The organism is Polyangiaceae bacterium (genome assembly GCA_020633205.1).
Lineage (GTDB): Bacteria > Myxococcota_A > Polyangia > Polyangiales > Polyangiaceae > JAHBVY01.
On the sequence record JACKEB010000011.1, the window covers coordinates 232,866 to 251,972 of the forward strand.

At 60.8% G+C, this 19,107-nt stretch carries 16 protein-coding genes and 1 tRNA gene; 7 read left to right on the top strand and 10 right to left on the bottom strand.

Going from position 1 to position 19,107, the window contains the following annotated elements; genetic code table 11:
• Positions 1-119: 119 nt before the first annotated feature.
• From H6718_07665 to H6718_07675, 3 genes are read right to left on the bottom strand one after another with little or no spacing between them, the layout of a single operon-like run.
• Positions 120-1,265, bottom strand: coding sequence for a hypothetical protein (locus tag H6718_07665; protein ID MCB9585259.1), 1,146 nt, complete (start codon positions 1,263-1,265; stop codon positions 120-122).
• The gene (locus H6718_07670) at positions 1,265-2,371 is read right to left on the bottom strand and encodes a hypothetical protein (protein ID MCB9585260.1); all 1,107 of its coding nucleotides are present in this window, start codon (positions 2,369-2,371) and stop codon (positions 1,265-1,267) included. Before H6718_07670 ends, H6718_07665 begins: the two co-directional genes overlap by 1 nt.
• 54 nt (positions 2,372-2,425) lie before the next feature.
• Positions 2,426-2,848 carry a DUF4281 domain-containing protein gene (locus tag H6718_07675; protein MCB9585261.1) on the bottom strand — a complete coding sequence of 141 codons (423 nt, stop codon included), beginning with the start codon at positions 2,846-2,848 and terminating at the stop codon, positions 2,426-2,428.
• A gap of 453 nt (positions 2,849-3,301) precedes the next feature.
• Between H6718_07675 and H6718_07680 the strand changes: the two genes are divergently transcribed.
• Positions 3,302-3,389 (top strand) — tRNA-Ser (locus tag H6718_07680).
• Positions 3,390-3,781: 392 nt separating this feature from the next.
• On the opposite strand, the gene H6718_07685 is transcribed toward H6718_07680, so the two are convergent.
• The 6 genes from H6718_07685 to H6718_07710 form a co-directional block, all read right to left on the bottom strand.
• Positions 3,782-4,327: a hypothetical protein gene (locus H6718_07685; protein ID MCB9585262.1), complete on the bottom strand. Its 546-nt coding sequence runs from the start codon at positions 4,325-4,327 to the stop codon at positions 3,782-3,784.
• On the bottom strand, positions 4,324-4,845 hold the full coding sequence (locus H6718_07690; GenBank protein MCB9585263.1) for a hypothetical protein: 522 nt from the start codon (positions 4,843-4,845) through the stop codon (positions 4,324-4,326). Before H6718_07690 ends, H6718_07685 begins: the two co-directional genes overlap by 4 nt.
• Before the next feature lie 57 nt (positions 4,846-4,902).
• Positions 4,903-8,187: a type I restriction endonuclease subunit R gene (locus tag H6718_07695; protein ID MCB9585264.1), complete on the bottom strand. Its 3,285-nt coding sequence runs from the start codon at positions 8,185-8,187 to the stop codon at positions 4,903-4,905.
• Positions 8,184-9,458 carry a restriction endonuclease subunit S gene (locus tag H6718_07700; GenBank protein MCB9585265.1) on the bottom strand — a complete coding sequence of 425 codons (1,275 nt, stop codon included), beginning with the start codon at positions 9,456-9,458 and terminating at the stop codon, positions 8,184-8,186. The genes H6718_07695 and H6718_07700 overlap by 4 nt, the downstream gene beginning before the upstream one ends.
• Before the next feature lie 89 nt (positions 9,459-9,547).
• Complete coding sequence (locus tag H6718_07705) at positions 9,548-11,932, bottom strand: SAM-dependent DNA methyltransferase (GenBank protein ID MCB9585266.1); 2,385 nt, start codon at positions 11,930-11,932, stop codon at positions 9,548-9,550.
• A gap of 218 nt (positions 11,933-12,150) precedes the next feature.
• Positions 12,151-12,768, bottom strand: a complete 618-nt coding sequence (locus tag H6718_07710) for a hypothetical protein (protein MCB9585267.1) — start codon at positions 12,766-12,768, stop codon at positions 12,151-12,153.
• A 439-nt stretch (positions 12,769-13,207) separates the two neighbouring features.
• Between H6718_07710 and H6718_07715 the strand changes: the two genes are divergently transcribed.
• Complete coding sequence (locus H6718_07715) at positions 13,208-13,747, top strand: hypothetical protein (protein ID MCB9585268.1); 540 nt, start codon at positions 13,208-13,210, stop codon at positions 13,745-13,747.
• On the opposite strand, the gene H6718_07720 is transcribed toward H6718_07715, so the two are convergent.
• Positions 13,744-14,766 carry a WYL domain-containing protein gene (locus tag H6718_07720; GenBank protein ID MCB9585269.1) on the bottom strand — a complete coding sequence of 341 codons (1,023 nt, stop codon included), beginning with the start codon at positions 14,764-14,766 and terminating at the stop codon, positions 13,744-13,746. The genes H6718_07715 and H6718_07720 overlap by 4 nt on opposite strands.
• A 120-nt stretch (positions 14,767-14,886) precedes the next feature.
• On the opposite strand from H6718_07720, the gene H6718_07725 reads away from it, so the two are divergent.
• From H6718_07725 to H6718_07745, 5 genes are all read left to right on the top strand, one after another.
• Positions 14,887-15,219 carry a hypothetical protein gene (locus H6718_07725; GenBank protein MCB9585270.1) on the top strand — a complete coding sequence of 111 codons (333 nt, stop codon included), beginning with the start codon at positions 14,887-14,889 and terminating at the stop codon, positions 15,217-15,219.
• A 108-nt stretch (positions 15,220-15,327) separates the two neighbouring features.
• Positions 15,328-16,122 carry a hypothetical protein gene (locus H6718_07730; GenBank protein MCB9585271.1) on the top strand — a complete coding sequence of 265 codons (795 nt, stop codon included), beginning with the start codon at positions 15,328-15,330 and terminating at the stop codon, positions 16,120-16,122.
• Positions 16,119-16,517: a hypothetical protein gene (locus H6718_07735; protein MCB9585272.1), complete on the top strand. Its 399-nt coding sequence runs from the start codon at positions 16,119-16,121 to the stop codon at positions 16,515-16,517. The genes H6718_07730 and H6718_07735 overlap by 4 nt, the downstream gene beginning before the upstream one ends.
• A gap of 108 nt (positions 16,518-16,625) precedes the next feature.
• The gene (locus H6718_07740; GenBank protein MCB9585273.1) at positions 16,626-17,120 is read left to right on the top strand and encodes a hypothetical protein; all 495 of its coding nucleotides are present in this window, start codon (positions 16,626-16,628) and stop codon (positions 17,118-17,120) included.
• 492 nt (positions 17,121-17,612) lie between these two features.
• Entirely contained in the window at positions 17,613-18,800 is a 1,188-nt protein-coding gene (locus tag H6718_07745; protein ID MCB9585274.1) for a type I restriction enzyme HsdR N-terminal domain-containing protein, read from the top strand.
• Positions 18,801-19,107 lie beyond the last annotated feature (307 nt).

Here is a 19,107-nt window from a genome sequence, read left to right on the forward strand (position 1 = left end):
GTTGACCCACACGCAGTCAGCAGCCCAATCAGTCCAACCAACCCGCTCACGAACCTCACGCTGGTACCCGTCTCCCCGTGCATTGTCAGATCGAATCAGCCGCTCATCAAGCAGGCGCTTTACGGCTGGGTGCTCTTCGCGCTGGCTTGAGGTGGCACGCCAAGTAATTTCCGTGCGGCTTCGGCAACCTTGTCGTCGGAGTCCCCAGTGAACAGTTTCACGAACGCGCGCCCGGCTTTGGGATCGCACAGCAGGACGGACTTGAGTGCGTTCACGCGCAGCTCCGGAGGACCTTCCGGTTTGCTGAAGCGCTTGGCTTGCATGAGCAGGCGAGCGCGTTGGGCAGCGCTGACCTTCAGCCCGCAGAAGTCACCAATCGAATTCGTTGCGGAGAACCCTTCGGGGGACATGGCCTCGTCCATATCCTCATCTTCGTCCGGGAAATGCGGTGTCGTTTTGGAGAGCTCGCTGGTCTCGAGCCAGGCGATGGCGGCGTCCCACTGCTTGGGACAGTGATCCTCAACGCTGACCAGATTGATTAACGCCGACTCACCAGGTCCCGAGCTTCGGGTGGCGAACGCCTTCTCGTAGACTCCACAGCGAACTTCGGGTGCGGCGAACGTGGCGGCGCGCACGATGGATTCTTGGACCTCCGGCTCGGCCGCATCGAACATGCGCAACAGCAGCGGACCCGCCTTGGAGTCGTATTGCAGAGCGTCGACGAGCACGGAGCGCACACCCGGATTCGTGTGGTGCTCGATGAGGGCGTAGAGGCGCTCGCGGTTTTTCGGGTTGGCGAGTAGCTCATCGATCAGTGGCGCGAACGCCGCGGCCACCATGTCGTCGGTTTCCTTCTCCATGACGTCGAGCACCCTGGTCGCGAGCTCTGGGTACCGCTTCAGCGCCTTGGCTTGAGTCACTGCATAAGCCGCGACCTGCCGTTGGACTGGATTCGGGGAGCCGACCAAGGCGAAGAGGTACAAGACTGGAGCATCTGGAGCGGCCCAGTCGAACGCCAGAAACTCCTCCCAGCGGGGGCAGGACTCCCGAGAGTCGCTCGGCTCCGTGCAGAGCGCGAGCTCGTCGGCTAGCGCCCGCAGCTGGACGAGCCTTGGATCTTCCAGGTTCACGGGTTCGACTGGCGCCTCCGGGGTCGCTGTTGCGGGCTGCTTTGCCGTTGTGGGCGGTGGGGATTGAGCTGGGGACTGGCCCCCGCACGCAACGACGAGCGGAAACAGGGCTGCTAACAAACTGCGCGAGTGCATCAGAGTACATCCATGTGTGCTTGGCCCGGCGGCTCCGCCAAGAGTTTCCGTGCGGCTTCGGCGACCTTCGGGTCCTTGTCTTTGGTGAAGGCCCGCACGAACCCGGGGCCGAGCTTCGCGTCGCAGCGCATCACCGACTTGAGCGCGCCGCTACGGATCTCCGGGCGCCCTCTCATCGCCAGGCGCTTGGCCTGAGCCAGGAGCTGCGCGTGTTGACGCGGGTTGCCCGGCCAGGCGCAAAGGTTGCCGATGTTCTCGCCCACGTTGGAGTCCGCGGGTGGCTCCTTCAGCTTGCCTAGCCAAGCCAGAGCAGGCGTCAGCAAGTCCTGACAACGATTCGTGGTCGCGATGGCTGCCACGGCATCGTCCGCCATGTCGTTGTCCCCGCTCTTGAGCGCCTTGGCGTAGACGGCGCAGGCGCTCTTCTCTTCCCCGAGGAAAACACCTTGGACGATGGCGCGCTTCAGCTCGACGTCCGCCGAGTCATACATCCCAAGCAGGATGGCCGCCGTCTCCGGGATGAGCCCGGCCTCTTGCACCACCGCGAGGTGGAGCGCCTTGTTCGGGTGCGCCTTCACGATGCCATGGGCGCGATCCAAGAGCCCGACGCTGGCGAAGTCGAGCACCTGCAGCGCGCGCACCAGCGCGGGACCCACCTGCGCGTCTTGCTCCTTCTCAATCGCCGTCAACAGCTTGCTCGCGAGCGCCTTGTCCGTCTGAAAGCGCGTGCACAGGCTCAACGCATCCGCTGCGGCATACCGAACGGCCGCGTGCTCTGACGCGAGCAAGCCAATCAAGAGCTCATCGCGGTCCTTGCCATCGAACCAGTCGCTGCGGCGCCGACTCCACTCTTCCCACTCGGTGCAGTTCTCGTACGCACCCACCGGTTCCGGGCGGCAATTCTCCAGCGCCTTGGCGGCGCGCTCGATCTCCGCCACCGCCGGTGACTCTTCAGCCGGCTTCTGGCTGCCGGGATCGCTGCTCGAGGCTGAAGCTGGAGGCGCCGCATCGGGCAGCAAATCAGGCACATCTTGAATTGGCTTTGCCCGAGGCGAACACCCCAGCGCCAACACGGCCACGCTTGCGACCCACCAATAGCGTCCCATCGCCGGCAACGATGCGCCGACGATGGGTCCCGTTCCAAGCAGAAACGGCCTGCGTCAAGCCTCAGCCAGTGACCAACGCTTCTTCACCACCAGGCGAACCGCCAAATACAGCAACAACCCAAGGGGCCCGAGGTTCAGCGTCAAGAGCAAGCTCGGGACGACGAACCAATGGCTGACCCCGTGGCGCAGGGCATCGCGACTCACCCAAGCCCCCACCATCAAGTCGAAAGACAGGTAGTGAGTCCAGCCCGCCAGGAACAACCACGGCTCTTGAAACGCCCGCATGCCGCTCTCGAGATCCGTGAGCGGCACGAGCCCATTCTTGAACAGACACACGCCGTAGACGACGCCGAGCACCAAGAACACCGCAGCGCCATGCACGATGCGCTGGGTGAAGCGCCAGCGCGGCGCCACGATGAGCAACAACCAAAACGGCAGAATCAAGCCGTTCAACAAAGAGAACAGAAACGCAGGCATACGACCTCCGAAAAAACCACACGGAATTGCGCACGTTGAGACCGCTTTCACAAAACAGCGGCGTCGACGGCGAGCGATACGAAGCGGTGGTTCAGTAGGTCATAGAGCGGCGTGGTTCTCACGCCGAGGAGGAGACTAGCGGCGTGCCTGCAGCTTCGCAAGCCATTCAGCGCGGATACGAGCGATGCCTAGGTTCTGCCCGCGGATCGCCAGGTTGCACCTCGCGCGTATCCCCAAGGATATATGCCCCAAAATCCGGGTTTGGGGGTGAGGACAACCAGGTGCCTCCCGTGCGCCCACCCCACCCCCCCGCAGCCCCCTGAAAAGCCCTGAGAGCTGCGGTGCCAGGACCCAAAAGAGCCCAAATTCAGCCGAAATCCCCGCCCTTTGAGCGCAAATCTTGACTGAAGCACGCCTCTGGTCCAAACCACGTGACCTCGATCCGTCGAGACCGGAGGAGTGGCCGAGTGGTCGAAGGCAGCGGTTTTGAAAACCGCCGTAGTGAAAGCTACCGGGAGTTCGAATCTCTCCTCCTCCGCCAACCTCAGCTCGCGCGAAGCGCGTGCTGAGGTTGCCTTCGGAGGAGAGATTGCCGGTCCGCGGGAGTTCGACCGGGAGTGGACGAGTCCAGCGCGCTGGACGAGTCAACGGACGGCCACGTTCGGCGAGCCCCTGCGAGCCGAAGCGGCGAAGCCGCTAGTGAATCTCTCCTCCTCCGCGTTGTGGTGTCTTGCGGTGTGAGGCAGGTGCTGGAGTGGCCTTCGCCTTCGGCTCGGAACCTGCGCAGCGGGGGACGCCGCAGTTGCGCAGGTGCGACTGGCGTGTGCGGCGACCGTGCGACGTTCGGCCGCTCAGAGACTTGGGCGAGCCCCTGCGAGCCGAAGCGCGGAACGCGCGGGTGAGCCTCGCTGGTTGCCTGTGATGGGACATCAGCTAGGTCATTGAGGGTAAGCGGAGTGGAAACGCGGGGTCGACATTACGAAGCTGGTCGAGCAGCGTACACGCTCGAGCGTACGCGAAGTCAGGACCGGTTGGCACGCCGCACTTGTCGACGAAGTAGCGACCATGGGCCAGCCAGTGACGATGGGTCATTAGCTGTTTGAACTCGCCGATCACCGCCTTCAGTCCGAGCACCTCGCGGGCCCACGCATCCAGGATGTCTTCGAGCTCAACTCGTCGCCCGTCCTTCTCGCGGTTCCTCAGCAGAGTTCTCGCGGTCTTGCTCAACGGCACCCTCGCCTTCATGCGGGTCCGCGCACGGAAGTCTTGCTGCAGCACGCCTTCCGTCGCGGCAACGATCGCTAGGTAGGCTCGTTCCTCGACCTCATCTCGAACAGCGCGGAGCGCTGCGATGTAGTCATCGTAGGGATATCCGAAGAACAGATTATTGGCGTCTCGGGTGGCGTTAGCGCTCTGGCCCTCTGCCTCCAAAACCGCGATCTCTCTGAGGTACAGCTCGTGCGCCTCGTCGGGCGTCATGACTCTGAGTGGATGTTCGTGACGCGACCCAAGAGATCGAAGAAGCTCGCCTCGTCGACTTCGACCTTCTTACCACCTGCGAACCAGCACCACCGCGTGCCGCCTTCTTCCCGAAAGCGCAGGACAGTTTCACGTCGGAACTCGCACTCAAGATCGATACGGCCGCTCGCTCCGACAATCCGTGTTCCGTCAGGCTCGACGAAACCGACAATCCCCATCCCTCGTGGTCGCAGTTCAACCCGCTTGGGCGGGTCACTCAGAATCTCGATGGCGAGTCCCGGCGCCATGTACTGCCCGAGGTTTGGCTCAGTGGTCGAGAAATCGATGTTCTGAAGCCTGACTGCTCTCTCCGTAGTCAGGGGCTCCAGCCAACCGCGAATAGACTCTCGGAGTGCTCTAAGATCGGCAACCCACTGTTCTTGCTGGCGAGTCCAATAATCAGCCTCAGACTCGGGGCCATCATTCCCGCCTGGGCGGCCTTTGCGAACGGCTTCCAAGAACTTGCTGGCGCTCGTCATCCTGGAAGACTAGCACCACCCTAAAGGCGAGAGAAGCAGCCGGCCGGCGAGTTTCAGCTAGCCCCGACCACTCTCCGGGACAGCATCCTTTTGGCTCGCCTTCATCTGCGCGACCAGCATGTCGAACACGATGCGGCCGAACCCTGCCGCCACTTCTTTGTTGGCGAGCACCTGGTTCATCTGGTTCTGATGAGCTTCGCTGGATTCCATTACGGCGTCGTCGAGGGCGCTGGCGAAGTCGCCGAGCATTGCTTGTTCCGGGGCGTTGTTCTGAATCTGCATCATCACCGACTGGTTTTCGCTGAGCTTGTCGCGGACGGTGTAGGCGTAGTTCAGCAGATCGTTTTCGGTGAGGCCGTCGGTGACGAAGGTCTCGTTGAGGCGAGCGATGATTTGGGAGAGGAACTCCTCCTTCTTGTCGCGAGCCTTGCGGGTGCCCACCGCTGAGGCGGGGCTCAGGCCTTGCTGGCTGTCGCGAACGAGGAGCAAGTCTTGCTGCCGCAGCTTGCTCAGGCGGTAGTGGGAGAGCTCCACCGATGACAGATCGATGGGGTCGTCGGCGACGCTGCTCTCACGCAACAATGGATAGAGGTGCCGCGCGTACAGGCTGAGCTTCTCTAGGTCGGTGCTGGCGTAGTCCACGATCTGGCTCATGAACTCGTAGTAGCGAGTGAAGGTGCGCAAGTCGGCTTTGAAGCCACCGAGGAAATCCAGCTCCTTGCGGGCTTCTTTGAGCTCGCCCTCGGCGTTGGCGATGAGCACCGCGTCCCCGGTCTTCTTGGTGCGCTCGAAGAGGTCACGAGCTTTGTGTGCCTCCTGTTGCGCCTCCTTGTAGCGATTCTCCCAGCGCTCCACCGCGGGCTTCACCACGTTGCTCAGCGCCGCCTGACTCTTGCTCTTCAGGTAGAAGATCTCGGAGAAGTGCGTCACCTCGCTCATCTGGAATAGGCCCGCTTGCTTGAGCTTCTCCTCCAGCTCCCAGATGTGATCCGGGTCGCTCACGTCCAGCAGCGTTGCCGTCTGGTAATACTCTTGAAAGGCCTCAAGTACCTTTTCAGGGTCATTGACGAAGTCCAGAACGTAGGTCTCCGCTTTGCCGGGATGAATGCGGTTGAGGCGTGACAGCGTCTGCACGCATTCGACTCCGCCTAGCGGCTTATCCACATACATCGCGCACAGCTTGGGCTGGTCGAAGCCGGTTTGGAACTTCTGCGCCACGATCATCACCGCGTAGTCGTCGGTGTCGAAGGCCTTGCGCATGTCGCGGCCCTTGAGGCCGGGGTTCATGCGCGTCTCGCTGAACTTCTCGCCGAGCAGCCCTTCGGTGTTGGGGTCTTGTGGGGAGAACTCCACCTCACCCGAGAAGGCCACCATGGCGGTCAGCCCCTTGTAGCCCTGCTGGGCGATGTACTTGTCGACGCCCAGCTTGTAGCGCACCGCCTCTTTGCGGCTACCGGTGACGATCATCGCCTTGCCCTTGCCGCCGAGCAGCCCGGAGACGTGTTCGCGGAAGTGCTCGATGATCACCTGGACCTTCTGCGCGATGTTGTAGTCGTGCAGCTTCACCCACTGGCCGAGCTTGGACTTGGCCCGTCGCGCGTCCACCTCGGTGTCGGGCTTGGTGGCTTGTTGCGCCAGCTGCCACGCGACCTTGTAGCTGGTGTAGTTCCGCAGCACGTCGAGGATGTATCCCTCTTCAATCGCTTGCCGCATGGAATAGATATGAAACGGCTCTGGCTTGTTCTTTTTAGAGGGGGGCTCGAGGGGGTGAGGGGGGCGACCGAACAGCTCCAACGTCTTCGGTTTGGGCGTTGCGGTGAAGGCGTAGTAGCTGAGGTTCTGAGTCGCACGGCGTGAAGCGACGCTGGCCGCTAGGAGATCTTCAGCGCTCAGCTCTTCAGCTTCGCCGTCAGTAGTTCCCTTGCTCAGCACCGCCTTCAGCTCGTTGGCGGTGCGGCCGGTTTGGGACGAGTGAGCTTCGTCCGCGATGATCGCGTAGCAACGCTCTTTCAAACTGACGCTGTCCTCAATGGCTTGCAGCACGAACGGGAACGTCTGAATGGTGACAATGACGATTGGCGTGCTGTTTTCGAGGGCGCTGGCGAGTTTCTCGCTCTTGCTGCCCTGCCCCTCGTTTTGGTTGATGCGACCGACCACGCCGTCTTGGTGCTCAAACTGGTAGATGGTGTCTTGCAGCTGGGAGTCTAGGACGGTGCGATCGGTGATGACGATCACCGAGTGGAACACCTTCTGGCCATCGTCTGTGTAGAGCGACGAGAGTTGGTGGGCAGTCCACGCGATGGAATTGCTCTTGCCGGATCCCGCGCTGTGCTGGACCAGGTACTTGTGGCCGGGGCCCTCGCTGCGGCTGGCTGCCAGGAGCTTGGTCACCAGATCCCACTGGTGGTACCGAGGGAAGATCAGCTTCTCTTCCTTCGTCTTCTTGCCGTCCCACGCCTCGACGGTCTTGATTTCCAAGTGGATAAAACGACCGATGATGTTTAGAAGGTTGTCCGTGGAGAGCACGTCGCGCCACAGGTAGTCGGTGGCGTAGCGCGTCTCGTCTTCCGGCGTGTCGTTGCCCGCGCCCTGTTCTGAAGTGCCCCGATTGAAGGGGACAAACCGGGTGTTGTCCCCGTCGAGGCGGGTGGTCATCCACGCCTCGTACTGACTGACGGCGAAGTGAACTAAGGCGCCGCGCTTGAAGGTAAGTAGCGGCTCTGGCTGGTTGGTTACTGGGTCCTTGGGGAGCCGTGTCTTCTTGTATTGCTTGATGGCGCGGTCGACGTCTTGCTTGAACTCGCTCTTCAGCTCCAGGGTCGCAACGGGGATCCCGTTGACGAACAGCACCAGGTCAATGCGCCAGGCCTTGGCTTGTTTCCCCGAGGCAGCTAGGTGCTGCGCGGTGGCGTACGGGCTATAGGTGAGCTCGGGCGCCACACGCAGGATGTTGGTCTGGTACATGGCCAAGGTGTCTGGGTTCAAGCCATGGTCCGGCTTGAACTGACACAGCTTGAAGTGGCAGCCCTTGTCCCTCAGGCCGTGGCGCAGCACTCCGAGAGTGCCGTACAAGCGCAGGTGTTTGTCTGAGGCGTTGGGGTCGACCTTGCCAAGCTGGCTCGCCAGCTTGCTCAAGAACGCCGCTTCTGGATCCGCGGGGTACAGCTGCTGGTACTTTTGCCAGGTCTGGGGCTGGGACTGCTTCACGAACGCCAAGCAATCCTCGGTGTACAGCGCAGACTTGCGCTCGTACCCGTTGGCGTGGCCCTGCACCCAGCCGCCTTCCAGCATCTCCTGGATGATGTCTTGTTGGAACGCGGCTTCGGCAGAGCTAGCAGTCATGCGACCTCTTGTTGGGCCTTAGGGGCCTTCCAGTTGCGTACGTCGATCTTGCCGGTGACAGCAGCGGAGATCAGCGCGGTCCGGCGCTCTTGGAGGAGTTCGAGCTGATCTGCGATTCTAATCTCAAGCTGGGAAATTCTGGAAAGGAGGTCATCCAAGTACGCCGCGATCCGACGCTGTTCATCAATTGGCGGGCACGCGGAGGTGAGCCATCCAATCTGGTCGACGTTGAGGTTCAGCTGGGTGCTGATGGTTGCCCGCTGGAGCATCGGCTGCTTCATGGCGTGCATCATGTAGTATAGGAACATCACGTCGCTTGTGGCGTTTGGTAGAAGGCCGACAACGCTGTCTGGGAAATAGGCTGAAAAATCCAGGATAGCGACATCGCCAATGTTCGCAGCGATAGCCATTACCAATGTACCACGCGGAAACTCCTTGCTCACTGACGCTCCCCTGTCGTTCAGGGTCTGCTTGTAGGTCGTGATATATTTTGACGCTCCGGTGATGTCGCCAGTCTGTACGAAAGGGAAGCGACCGTCGTAGAAGGCGGGATCGTTGCGCGGTCGGTGGGTGAACTTTCCTCTGAGGATGGTTGCGAAGTATCGCAATTTCTTCACTGTCCAATGAGCCGGGACCTGCCCCAGCCACTCGATCCCAGAATCGCGCATGGGTGCTTTGGGGTCTAGGCCCTTGGTGACCGCGTGGCTGATCACCGCCTGGCGCTTCTCCTTGAGCAACTCGATGAGCTGCTGCTGCTTCTCGATCAGCGCATCAATCCGCGCGGTCTCGTAGTCGAGGAACCTGGCGATTTGGGTTTGTTCTTCGAGGGGCGGAGCCACTACCCGAACGCTCCCCAGCTGTCCTCGACTTATCCGTTGCATTGTCGCTCCACGGGCCAGGTTGTCCGTGTGCCGAAAGTAGTCTTGAGAGGAAAACAAGTAGACCAGGTACGATCGGTCATACTGGGGCGACGCTCGCAGGATCACATTGTCGACCGAAGTCACAATCCGGCATCCCAGTTCCGGTACCACGCAGGCTCGGCCAATTGGGCGGTTGAGTCTTGAGACAAGCATGTCGCCAGGCAGAACCTCGGTGCATTGAAGCTCCTCGAACTTGGCCTCCGTGATGAATCCTGAGCCTTGTTCTTTGTACACTCCTTCTCCGACGTTTCCGGTGGTGATGTACCGGATACCCGTCTCCGCGAGATCTTTGCTTTCGATCCAGTCGCCATCAAGAAACAGCGTGCCTGTCCCCAATGCCAGGTATCGCATTGGCACCGGTTTCCAATGCGATGGCGCGCGGTCAAGCCACGGCACGCCGATGGCTGCCAGATTCGGATAGGGGGGAAGATGCGCCGCGGTCACGAGTGCACCTCTCGCAACATCTGCATGATCTCCTGACTCAGCACATCCAGGTCCGCGTCAATCTCCGCCAGATCGCGCGGCGGTTCGTACTGGTAGAAGTGGCGGTTGAACGGGATCTCATAGCCAACCACTCCGACTTCGCCGTCCCGGGCGTCGGTCTTGCTCTTGTCGATCCAAGCGTCTTTCACGTGGGGCGCGACTTCGCGCTGGAAGTACGCCTCGTTCGTCTCGTTCACGTTGGCTCCGCGCGCCGTTTCCGCGGTGAGGGGCACGTCTTCGTTGTCTCGCAGGCTGCTGTCGGGCTTGAAGGAGACGACCTTGCCCTTGTACTCAAAGGCTCCGTACATCGGGTCGGCTTTGCCTTTGAGCGGCTTGTTGATCACGGGCTCCGCCTCCGGGTTGCTCCAGCTCACCGCGTCTAGCAGCTGTTTCTTCTCCTTGGGGTCGAGCTTGGCAGAGCTTCCATCAGCCAGCTTCGCGGTCTTTTCCGCCTTGCTCAATACACTCTCAAATGTGTTGAAGTCGTTGTGCTGCGCCTCACCGATCACTTTGGCCAGCGCGCGGCCCTTCTCCAGCAGTCGCAGCTGTGCGAGCCAAGTCTCCTGGTTCAGCACGTCTTTGACCTGCTTCTCCTTCAGGTCGCCGAATTCCGCCTTGAGCAGTTGGCGCGCCTCGGCAATTGCCGCAGAGAAATCACCGTAGGCGTCGCCCTTCCTACCCGATCGGCTGCCAGAGCTCCCCGCCTCAACCCTCTCCCCCCAAACCCCCGCAAACTCCTCGTAGAGCCGTTGCATCGCCGGGCCGAGCTTTCCGTTGTCGAAGCGTAGGCTCTCCAGGCGCTCGCCGGTGAACTGAACGCTCAGGCGCAGTGGGCGCTCGATCGTGATGCGGCGGTAGCCAAACTCATGGCTCGCAAAGATTTTGCAGCCGAAGGTCTTCTTCTCGGCCTTCTTGCTGGAGGGGCGGCCGCGAGTGCTCTTCTCGTCAGGCTCCTTGTCGAGGCTGTAGCTCTCCACCGCCTCGAACTCCCCGAAGGTCTTGGTGATCAGAGCGATGTCTTCTTCACCGATCTCTTGGCGCTTGGAACCGAGAGATTTGCGCATCTTTTGGTAGAGATGCACCGCGTTGATGAGCTGGACCTTGCCCTTGCGCTCGGGGCTCTTCTTGTTCGACAGCACCCAAACGTAGGTGGAGATGCCGGTGTTGTAGAACATGTCCGTGGGTAGAGCGACGATGGCCTCAAGCAGGTCGCTCTCCAGGATGTGCCGGCGGATCTCGCTCTCGCCGCTGCCGGCGCCGCCGGTGAAGAGCGGTGAGCCGTTGAGGATGATGCCGATACGGCTCCCATTCCGCGCGGAGTCGTTGGCGTCGTAGTCGCGCATCTTACTGAGCAGATGCATCAGGAAGAGCAGCGAGCCGTCGCTCACGCGGGGAAGCCCAGGGCCAAAGCGGCCGTCGAAGCCCTTGACCGTGTGCTCTTCGATCACCTGCTTATCAATCTTCTTCCAGTCCACGCCAAAAGGAGGATTGGAGAGCATGTAATCGAACTTATCGGCGTACAGCTGGTCGTCGCTTAGAGTGTTACCGAGCTTGATGCGACTCACATCCTGGCCCTTGATCAGCATGTCGCCTTTGCAGATTGCGTAGCTCTCGGCGTTCAGCTCCTGACCGAAGGCGCGCATCACCGCCTTAGGGTTGAGCTCATGCACGTACTCCATGCCGCTGGACAGAAAGCCGCCGGTGCCTGCTGTGGGGTCGTAGATGGTGCGGATGATGCCGGGATCGCGCAGCGCTTCATCGTCCTCCATGAACACCAGTGAGGTGGTCAGCCGCACGATGTCTCGCGGAGTGAAGTGCTCACCAGCCGTCTCGTTGCTGCCTTCAGCGAAGCGCCGGATCAGCTCCTCGAAGACGAGCCCCATCTCATGGTTGCTGACCGACGACGGGTGCAGATCCATGCTGACGACCTTCTGCACGATCTTGAACAGCAGATTGGACTCGTCGAGCTTCTGCACGAACTCGTCGAAGCGGAAGTGCTCGAAGATTTCCCGAGCATCCCGACTGAAGCTCTGAACGTAGTTGGTCAGGTTGCTCTTGATGTCCGTGGTGCCCAGCTTGGACAGATCCATCGGCGACGTGTTGAAGAAGGACTCCCCAGCGGCCTTGAGCAGGAACTTCTCCTTCGCCTCGGCCGGCAAATCGGCGCGGCGCTCAGCTTCCGCGAGGACCTTGCTCTTGTTCTTCTCCAGAACGCACTCCAGGCGCCGAAGGATCGTGAAGGGCAGGATGACGCGCCCATATTGGGACTGCTTGAAGTCGCCGCGCAGCAGATCGGCGAGGGTCCAGATGTAGGCGGCGAGCTGGGATGTATTCGTGGACATTGCTTAGAAGGGTCAGGGGGTGAGGGCCAAAGGGGGCCGACTATATCGCCGACGCCGGCTCGGGTACATGGTTCAAGACGCGACGTGATCTGCGAGCGTCGGCTTGCAAACCGTCTGTAGATCGTCCCGTGGCTCCTCTCCCCCAAACCCCAAGACCTGGTAAGAACGCGCTTAATTGCCGTGGGGATAATATCCTCAAGGGTCTAGCCTTGGGCGGATCAAGTCTTGCGGACTAGGTCAACCCAAACGCTTCCCTTCCATTCGCGGTAGGCAAGTTCGCGTTGGGACGTGTGGACGACCACTAGACCGGGAGCGAGCGGGAGGGCCTTGTCGTGCTTCAGTTTCTGGCGTTGAAGAAAATCGCCCCCGGGCACGCTAGGTCCCCAGCCACCGTCCGTCGTGATGAGAACCCCGAGCCATGCCGCGCACGGCCTGTCTGCGAGCAGCGCCTTGCCAGGTTTCTCCAGGAGATCGCTCACGAGAGCGTTGCGATATCCTTTTTCGCTGTCGCGAAGGTGGGCGGCCTTCAGCTCTATGGCGATCGCTGTTCCATCCCAGGGTGGTGGAGGAGCTCCGAGCCGACGCTCATGCCTGGCCTGCCGAGGATCCACGAGCAGAACGTCAATGTTGCCGAGGGGATTCGCCCCTTGGGTACCACCTCGCTCAACTAACGCTACGCGACCGAGCTTGCCGTCTAGCGCAGCGGCCAGCTCAAAAGCGAACCAAGGTTCGATCGAGGCCTTGGACATGTGGTGAGCGAAGTGGTTGCTGGCCGTCACTTGCTTGCACGCCTCGAGCACCGTCCGGTGCAGTTCATCTAGATCGATGTCGGTCATGGCTCCCCCTATTGGAATCGACGGGCACCGTGCGTTCGACGCCCCGCGGAATCCACAAGGAACCTCAGCCAGGATCGCGAGTCAACGCTCGACAATCCAGTTGAAAGCCAGTGGTGCCGCGGTCTCGTAGTGGCCGTGGACCCGTCAGGGGTCGTAGTGGTCGATGGCTCCCTGAGGTCATCCATCGACATCAGCTCAAGAACCCTTCGGGTCTCGGACTTCGCGGCCATCCACACTCCTCGCGTCGGCTCAATCGATGGACTGCCGAAATGATCCCAGTCATGTCATGCCTTGGTCGTCGCGACCGCATGGCACTGCGTGACCCGCCACCGTCGTTCTGTTGTTTGGCGCGCGGTCGCCACTCGCAGTTGTTCCATCGTTGTGAGGCGAACGATCGAGTGCGACCATCGGGGGTTGATAAGCGACGGAGGTGCGACCGATGAGCAAGCGGAAGAACGTGGATTGGAAACCGCTGGGGGAGCGCGAGAAGCGCGAGCTGGCGAAGTGGGCGTCCAACTATGCGAATCTAGCGAACCTTGGGGATTCCATGCGGGAACTAGCGAAGAACCGGTTGGACGGCATCTTTTGGTACTGGACCGCGGACGCAATTCATCCCGACGGCCACGTTGTTCGTGACGCCATTAAGCACGATTTACGATACCTCCATCACACTCAGGCCGCGTGGGACCTGCACGGAAAGAACCGTAGGGGTTCGCGGAAGCGCCAGAGCGCATGGGGAAAAGGACTTCAACATGAACACGTCGTCCCGAAGGCGTACCTGAGTCGCAAGATCCTGGGCGGCGACTGTCATGTCGACACGATTCACGAAGTTCTGGCACGTCTGTGTATCGCCGCGGTGGTGACCGCGAACGAGCACCGACACTTACTCAAGTTGCCGCCTGATTGGGATGAGAAAGAGCAGTTCTTCCGGTACAACGGGCGGGTCGTTCGTCCTCCGTGCGTGGTGTACCCTGCCTAGCCTTCTCCGGCGGATTCATAGTGCGCCGCGGCGGCTCGAAGGCGCCTCGCGATCACCTCACGAAGGTCGGGAGGGTCGATCACTTCTGCATTCTCCCCGAAGCTCAGCACCCATTGTTCGAGTTCCGGACAGGGGCGCACGCGAAGAGACACCTCAACACGCCCGTCGGGGAGTTCGCGAACGGTCTGCGATTCATGCCAACGATGGTGATGCGCGTAGATCGCCCAAGGCTCTGCGAGGAGCAGACGGACCCGCACGGGTTCCTCGCCACCCATGAAGATGCCGATGCTCTCCCGGAGGAGTGCATCGGGGTTGTATTCGTTGGCGCTGGGGTACGCGAAGGTCTCGTCGGTCCTCTCGACGTTGGCGATGCGCGCGAACCTGTACGAGCGAAGGGGCCGCTCGTCATTGTGCCGGAGCCCAATGACGTAGAGGCGGCCGTCGTACACGACCAAGGAGTACGGCGAGACCCGCAGTTGCTTCTGACTTCCGTCGAACCGCGTGTAGTCAATCAGGACCGTCTGGTTCTTGAGGACGGCCTCGATGATGTCGTCGAGCAGCCCAGAGCGGTCATCGAGGTTCTCCTCTCCCCCGGACCGGATGATGAACTTCCGACCCAGGTCCTCAAAGTGAGGCTGCCAGGTGGTTCGCAAACGAGCGACGACGGTGTCGCGTAGCTTGATGAACTCCGAATGGTAGCTGGTGCCGCGAAGCAGTCTTGCGAAAGCAGCTCCGAAAGTGGCTGATATCCCTGCGGCAAATGACGCGTGCTCTCCGAGCGCCGAGGGGCCGTGGATCTCCTTCGTGGAGAAGCTGAAGACATGGGGCTGGCTGGAGTCGTTCTTTTGGATGCCGGGCACGTGCTTGTGCAGTGCCTTGAGCACGCGCAGCGCTCCCTCGCGGTTCATCGTGAGTTCTTTCGCAGCTGAAGTGGCCGTATGCGTCCGCCCCTTCATCAGCTGCGCGAGCAGACGGAGTGTCCCCTCTCGTTGCGGCTCAGTTCTCGTCTTCTTCGCCATGTCCTGAGTCCATCATGGACCAGCGAGTCCATCATGGACTTAGTGAATGGGCTGCTGTTGTCTCGTGCGAATTCAAGCGCATCACTACTTCCGTCGTCACCCAACAGAAGGAGGCAGGCGATGAGCTGTGACTATCGGATCAACATCGGAGGCGCGGAGCGCGCGCTAGAAGACGCAGATGCGCAGTGGGTTCAGCAGACCATCAACGCGCGGAAGCGCGATGGGCTCGAGACGTGCGTGTCGATCACCCTGAAGAACCCGCACTTGAACGTTTACCTCGCTATGCCGTGCTGTGCTGGACGCGGCGGCGGTGGTCGGCGTCCGAACGGCAGCGAGCAAGAGGTGATCGACCTCTGGCATAAATTCGAGTTGTCGGAGTCTTGCGAGAACGTGCACCGCGTGTGGCCTTTTCTGACACAGCTGCGACACGTCTTGGGAGTCCGCGCGTGCTAACGGTCGGCTGCAGCCCCACACGTTGCCATCGGTCGCGACTAAAACATCGTCCCTGGGCGTTTGCCTTAGAGCCGGCTCTGGCTGCGTCTTGATGATCGGAGCAAGCAAGTGAAACGACGTGCCAACGTGTTCGCCATCCATCCATACACCGACGCGCCCCGCGCCCGTCGTCTCGAGTCCCTCCTACGCGAGGCTGACCCCGCCCTCGCGCACTACACTGTGCTGCCGGAGCGCGCTCTTCCTGGTTCGAGGGCTGAGGTGCTCCAGGGGATTGACAATCGACTCCGATTTTCCACCGCCGTGGTCGTGGTAAACGCCCCAGGGCTGCACGTCCGTGAGACGTCTACTTACGAGATGATTCGAGCCGTCGAGATGGACAAGCGCATTGTCGTCGTGCAACCACACCAAGACTTCCATCTTCCGGTGCCAGCCGTACTCGATGGGCATGTCTACCGACATGTGGGCTGGCGTGTTGACGCTGTCGGACGGGCTATCCGCGGGGAGTATCCGTTGGATACTCGGCTCTTCGACATTGCGGAGGTGGCCGACCGGCGGCGACTGGTGGGCGCGCTTGCCGCTGGGGCCGCTTTGATGAGCTTCGTGTTCGTCGGTTGCTCGATCGGGGCGTTTCGCAGGTTGCAGCAAGAACTCGCAGCTCATGGGGTGCAACTGACCTGGGGCACGAAAGACACCAGAGTGGTTGCCAACCATGCTCTGGTGTTCGGTACCATCTTCGGCGGGATGGCTTGGTTTCTTTCGGGGGATCCCAAGAGCGGAGTGCTTGGCGCGCTCGGGGGAGCGGCCGTCGGTACCGCTGTCGGCATGTACAAGGTCGAGAAGCGCTATTCCGCGCAGCTCGTGACATCCGGTACCACGCGGATGATTAAGGTTGAGGCCCCATGACACGTTCCAAGGTGTTTATCAGTTTCGACTACGATCACGATCGGTCGGTCAAGGAGGGCTTGGTAGCTCAATCCAAGGATCCGAAGTGCCCGTTCGACTTTGTTGATCACTCGATCAAGGAAAGGTTGAGCGAGCCATGGGTCGCAGAAGCGCGGAAGCTCATCGCCGCGTCCGATTACGTTGCTATTCTATGCGGGGTTCAAACCCATCAAGCGAAGGGGCAGCACATCGAGCTTCAGCTCGCTAAAGAACTTCGGAAGCCCTACTTCCTGCTTCGGGCCTCGCGGCAGCGCCCTGCTACTCGCCCCTCATCAGCCGCACCGGATGAGGTAATGTACCCGGCGACATGGCCAACAGTCGCCGCCCTGTTGCGAGGGGAAAGGCCAAACGTCTAGGCCATGGAGGAGTCGCGCGCACCGTCCGAACCGGAGAGCTTGGTGATTGAGAGGGACACCTCGACGAGCCCAATCCAAGTGTGGTCGCGACCCGATCAGGAAGTCGACATGGCGCTACTGCTCGAGCAGTACAAGATGGCGGTCGATAGCTCGCTCCGCGTCACCGAGTGGCGCTACCGTGCGAATCAATTCGGACTTGCCGCAGTCGGCGGAATGCTGGCGGCCTTTGGGTGGGTTGTGAAGGCCGCAGGGGAGTCCGCAAGGTGGCCGCTTGTTGCCGCGTGCATCTTTGGCGTCGTCTTCGCGCTGTACTGGCTTCAGACCATCCGGTCGCATCGTCAGCTCAACAGCGCCAAGTTCAAGATCATCCACCAGATCGAGGTTCGGTTCCCGGTTCGGTTCTTTGCCGCGGAGTGGGAACTCGTGAAGCTTTCGACGGGTACCGCAAGGTATCGCTCCTTCTCCCGATTGGATGAGGCCCTGGTCATAATCATCTGCCTGCTATTTGGAGTCTTGGCGATGTACTTCGGGTCCGCGGACAGCTGGTTCGGCCGAAATGACGTCGGGGGCCGGGCGGGGGTGTCTAGTGCAACGGAACCCTGAAGGGGGCCACCGGCCAAGCACCGCCTGGAACTCCATCAACCGCTCACGCTCCTTCGGCGTCACGCGACCATCCGCGTCAACCACTACTCGGCTCTAGGACCCAGGCCTGAAACTCTGCTGACGGCTAAGAATCGTCGCTTCACAGCTTTCCCGGTTACGCGTGGAAGCGCGACCGGTGCGACCTGCTCCTACCGCGGAGCACCGTGTTCGGGCTCTAGCAACGCCTACGTGCACTGGTTGGCGGCAAGAGACCGTTGGTTCCGCCAGCCCCAGCGAGCTCGGGGTGGTGGACGTTCCTTCACTGTTCCATCAATGCCATGCGGATATTGCCGAAGAACAAGTCCTGGTTAGGTGCGCTTTGTGGTTTCTGTAGGACTAAATGATGGGCATCCGCGGCTTGGTCGGTTGACTTCCGAGGATTGGCCTCCGGATAATCTCGGATCCACCCGGTCATCACCCCCGGTGTGGCACAGGAACATGGACGCGAAGACTTTGCGCGACCTCGCGCGTCGATACCAGGACAATAGGGAGTTCATCACCAATGAGGAGATGACCAAGGCGTCGCTCATCGTGCCGTTCATTACCGCCCTTGGTTATGACCCGAGCAACCCCCGAGAAGTGCGGTTGGAGTACACAGCGGAGTTCACTGCCAATGATGGAAAGCGGCTGCCCGACAGGATGGACTACGCCATTTTCGACCCTACGGGGGGAAGCGTTATGCTGGTCATCGAAGCCAAGCCGCTCGGCTTCGACGTTCGTGCGCGCTCGCCTCAGCTCGCGCGGTACATGAGTCAGATGCCATCCCTTCGCTTCGGCGTGATCACAGACGGATGCGACTACCTCTTTTATGGGGACCTCGTCAGCCCGAACGTAATGGACGAGAACCCATTCTTTTCCTTCTCACTGGCCGATCCGAAGCTCGATTTTGACTCAGTCGCTAGCTTTCTTCGCAAGTTCAGCAAAGAACAATTCCGCACAGAAAAACTGGTGGCGGATGCTGAAGACAGCAACTACCGCCAGCAGATGATCGAGAAGGTGGTCAGCATCCTTCGGAACCCTGAGTCGGACGAAGAGTTCATCAAGTGGCTGAGTGATGGGATCTACCACGGTAAGCGCACCCAGGCTGTTCTCGAGAGACTTGGAACCATCGCCCGCGAGGCGATTCAGCCTGCCATTCTCCGGACTATCGGCGACGACTTCTTGGCGAATCTGCGAACCCGGATCAACGAGGTTTCCCGGCCAGCTGAGGCTAGTCTGACCCCTGAACCAGCGCCGTTTCCTAGCGTTGACATGCAAAGAGACGAAGCTGGCGACCCGTTGGCCTCCAAGGGCATCGAGACGACTGAGGAAGAGCTCGAGTTTCACCAGAAGGTGCGCGACATCTGCGTTCGGAACGGGGAAGCGCCGGATTCAATTCTGTATCGAGACACTCAGACCTACTTCAACGTGAGCTTCAACGCGCCAACGAAGTGGTTTATCCGTTTGTTCAGCGGCGGTCGTCGGAAGGCCGTCACCACGTTGGTTCCGGTAGAGGAAGCGCGCGAGCTAGCGGGCGGCTTCGAGATCGAAGAGGCGCCGGCCGCTTTCGGTGCTTCCAGAATCTACATTGATAGCGTCGATCAGGTATGGGGACTCGCGGGTGTGGTCGCACGAAGCCTCGACATATGCAGAGGAGCCTAGGCGAAGCTCTGACGAACCGAGCTCCGTAGGTCGTCCGTGACTCAGCCAGGAAGCATTGTCGGCGAGCCCGGTGGTGAAACGACGCCTTGAACCCAAGGAGCGGTGTCGCGCTTTGTACTGCTCTGTAGGAATCGGCGTTCTCGAACTCGTTACGGTCAAAGCGCTTACGCGTGGAAGCGCAAGCCTTCCGTAGAGTAACCCTGTGGATATCTTCTGTGGCTCGTCACAGGAATGTTTCCAGGTACAAATGGCTAGCCAGCAGTGGACGAGTTCCCCTACTCTGAAGGGTACTGCGCTCCGCCCTTCT

What these genes read in the sequence shown, in the direction of transcription:
- H6718_07665 (MCB9585259.1), bottom strand. Translation starts at nt 1,265, where the DNA reads ATGCACTCGCGCAGTTTGTTAGCAGCCCTGTTTCCGCTCGTCGTTGCG.
- H6718_07670 (MCB9585260.1), bottom strand. Translation starts at nt 2,371, where the DNA reads ATGGGACGCTATTGGTGGGTCGCAAGCGTGGCCGTGTTGGCGCTGGGG.
- H6718_07675 (MCB9585261.1), bottom strand. Translation starts at nt 2,848, where the DNA reads ATGCCTGCGTTTCTGTTCTCTTTGTTGAACGGCTTGATTCTGCCGTTT.
- H6718_07685 (MCB9585262.1), bottom strand. Translation starts at nt 4,327, where the DNA reads ATGACGCCCGACGAGGCGCACGAGCTGTACCTCAGAGAGATCGCGGTT.
- H6718_07690 (MCB9585263.1), bottom strand. Translation starts at nt 4,845, where the DNA reads ATGACGAGCGCCAGCAAGTTCTTGGAAGCCGTTCGCAAAGGCCGCCCA.
- H6718_07695 (MCB9585264.1), bottom strand. Translation starts at nt 8,187, where the DNA reads ATGACTGCTAGCTCTGCCGAAGCCGCGTTCCAACAAGACATCATCCAG.
- H6718_07700 (MCB9585265.1), bottom strand. Translation starts at nt 9,458, where the DNA reads ATGCGATACCTGGCATTGGGGACAGGCACGCTGTTTCTTGATGGCGAC.
- H6718_07705 (MCB9585266.1), bottom strand. Translation starts at nt 11,932, where the DNA reads ATGTCCACGAATACATCCCAGCTCGCCGCCTACATCTGGACCCTCGCC.
- H6718_07710 (MCB9585267.1), bottom strand. Translation starts at nt 12,768, where the DNA reads ATGACCGACATCGATCTAGATGAACTGCACCGGACGGTGCTCGAGGCG.
- H6718_07715 (MCB9585268.1), top strand. Translation starts at nt 13,208, where the DNA reads ATGAGCAAGCGGAAGAACGTGGATTGGAAACCGCTGGGGGAGCGCGAG.
- H6718_07720 (MCB9585269.1), bottom strand. Translation starts at nt 14,766, where the DNA reads ATGGCGAAGAAGACGAGAACTGAGCCGCAACGAGAGGGGACACTCCGT.
- H6718_07725 (MCB9585270.1), top strand. Translation starts at nt 14,887, where the DNA reads ATGAGCTGTGACTATCGGATCAACATCGGAGGCGCGGAGCGCGCGCTA.
- H6718_07735 (MCB9585272.1), top strand. Translation starts at nt 16,119, where the DNA reads ATGACACGTTCCAAGGTGTTTATCAGTTTCGACTACGATCACGATCGG.
- H6718_07740 (MCB9585273.1), top strand. Translation starts at nt 16,626, where the DNA reads ATGGCGCTACTGCTCGAGCAGTACAAGATGGCGGTCGATAGCTCGCTC.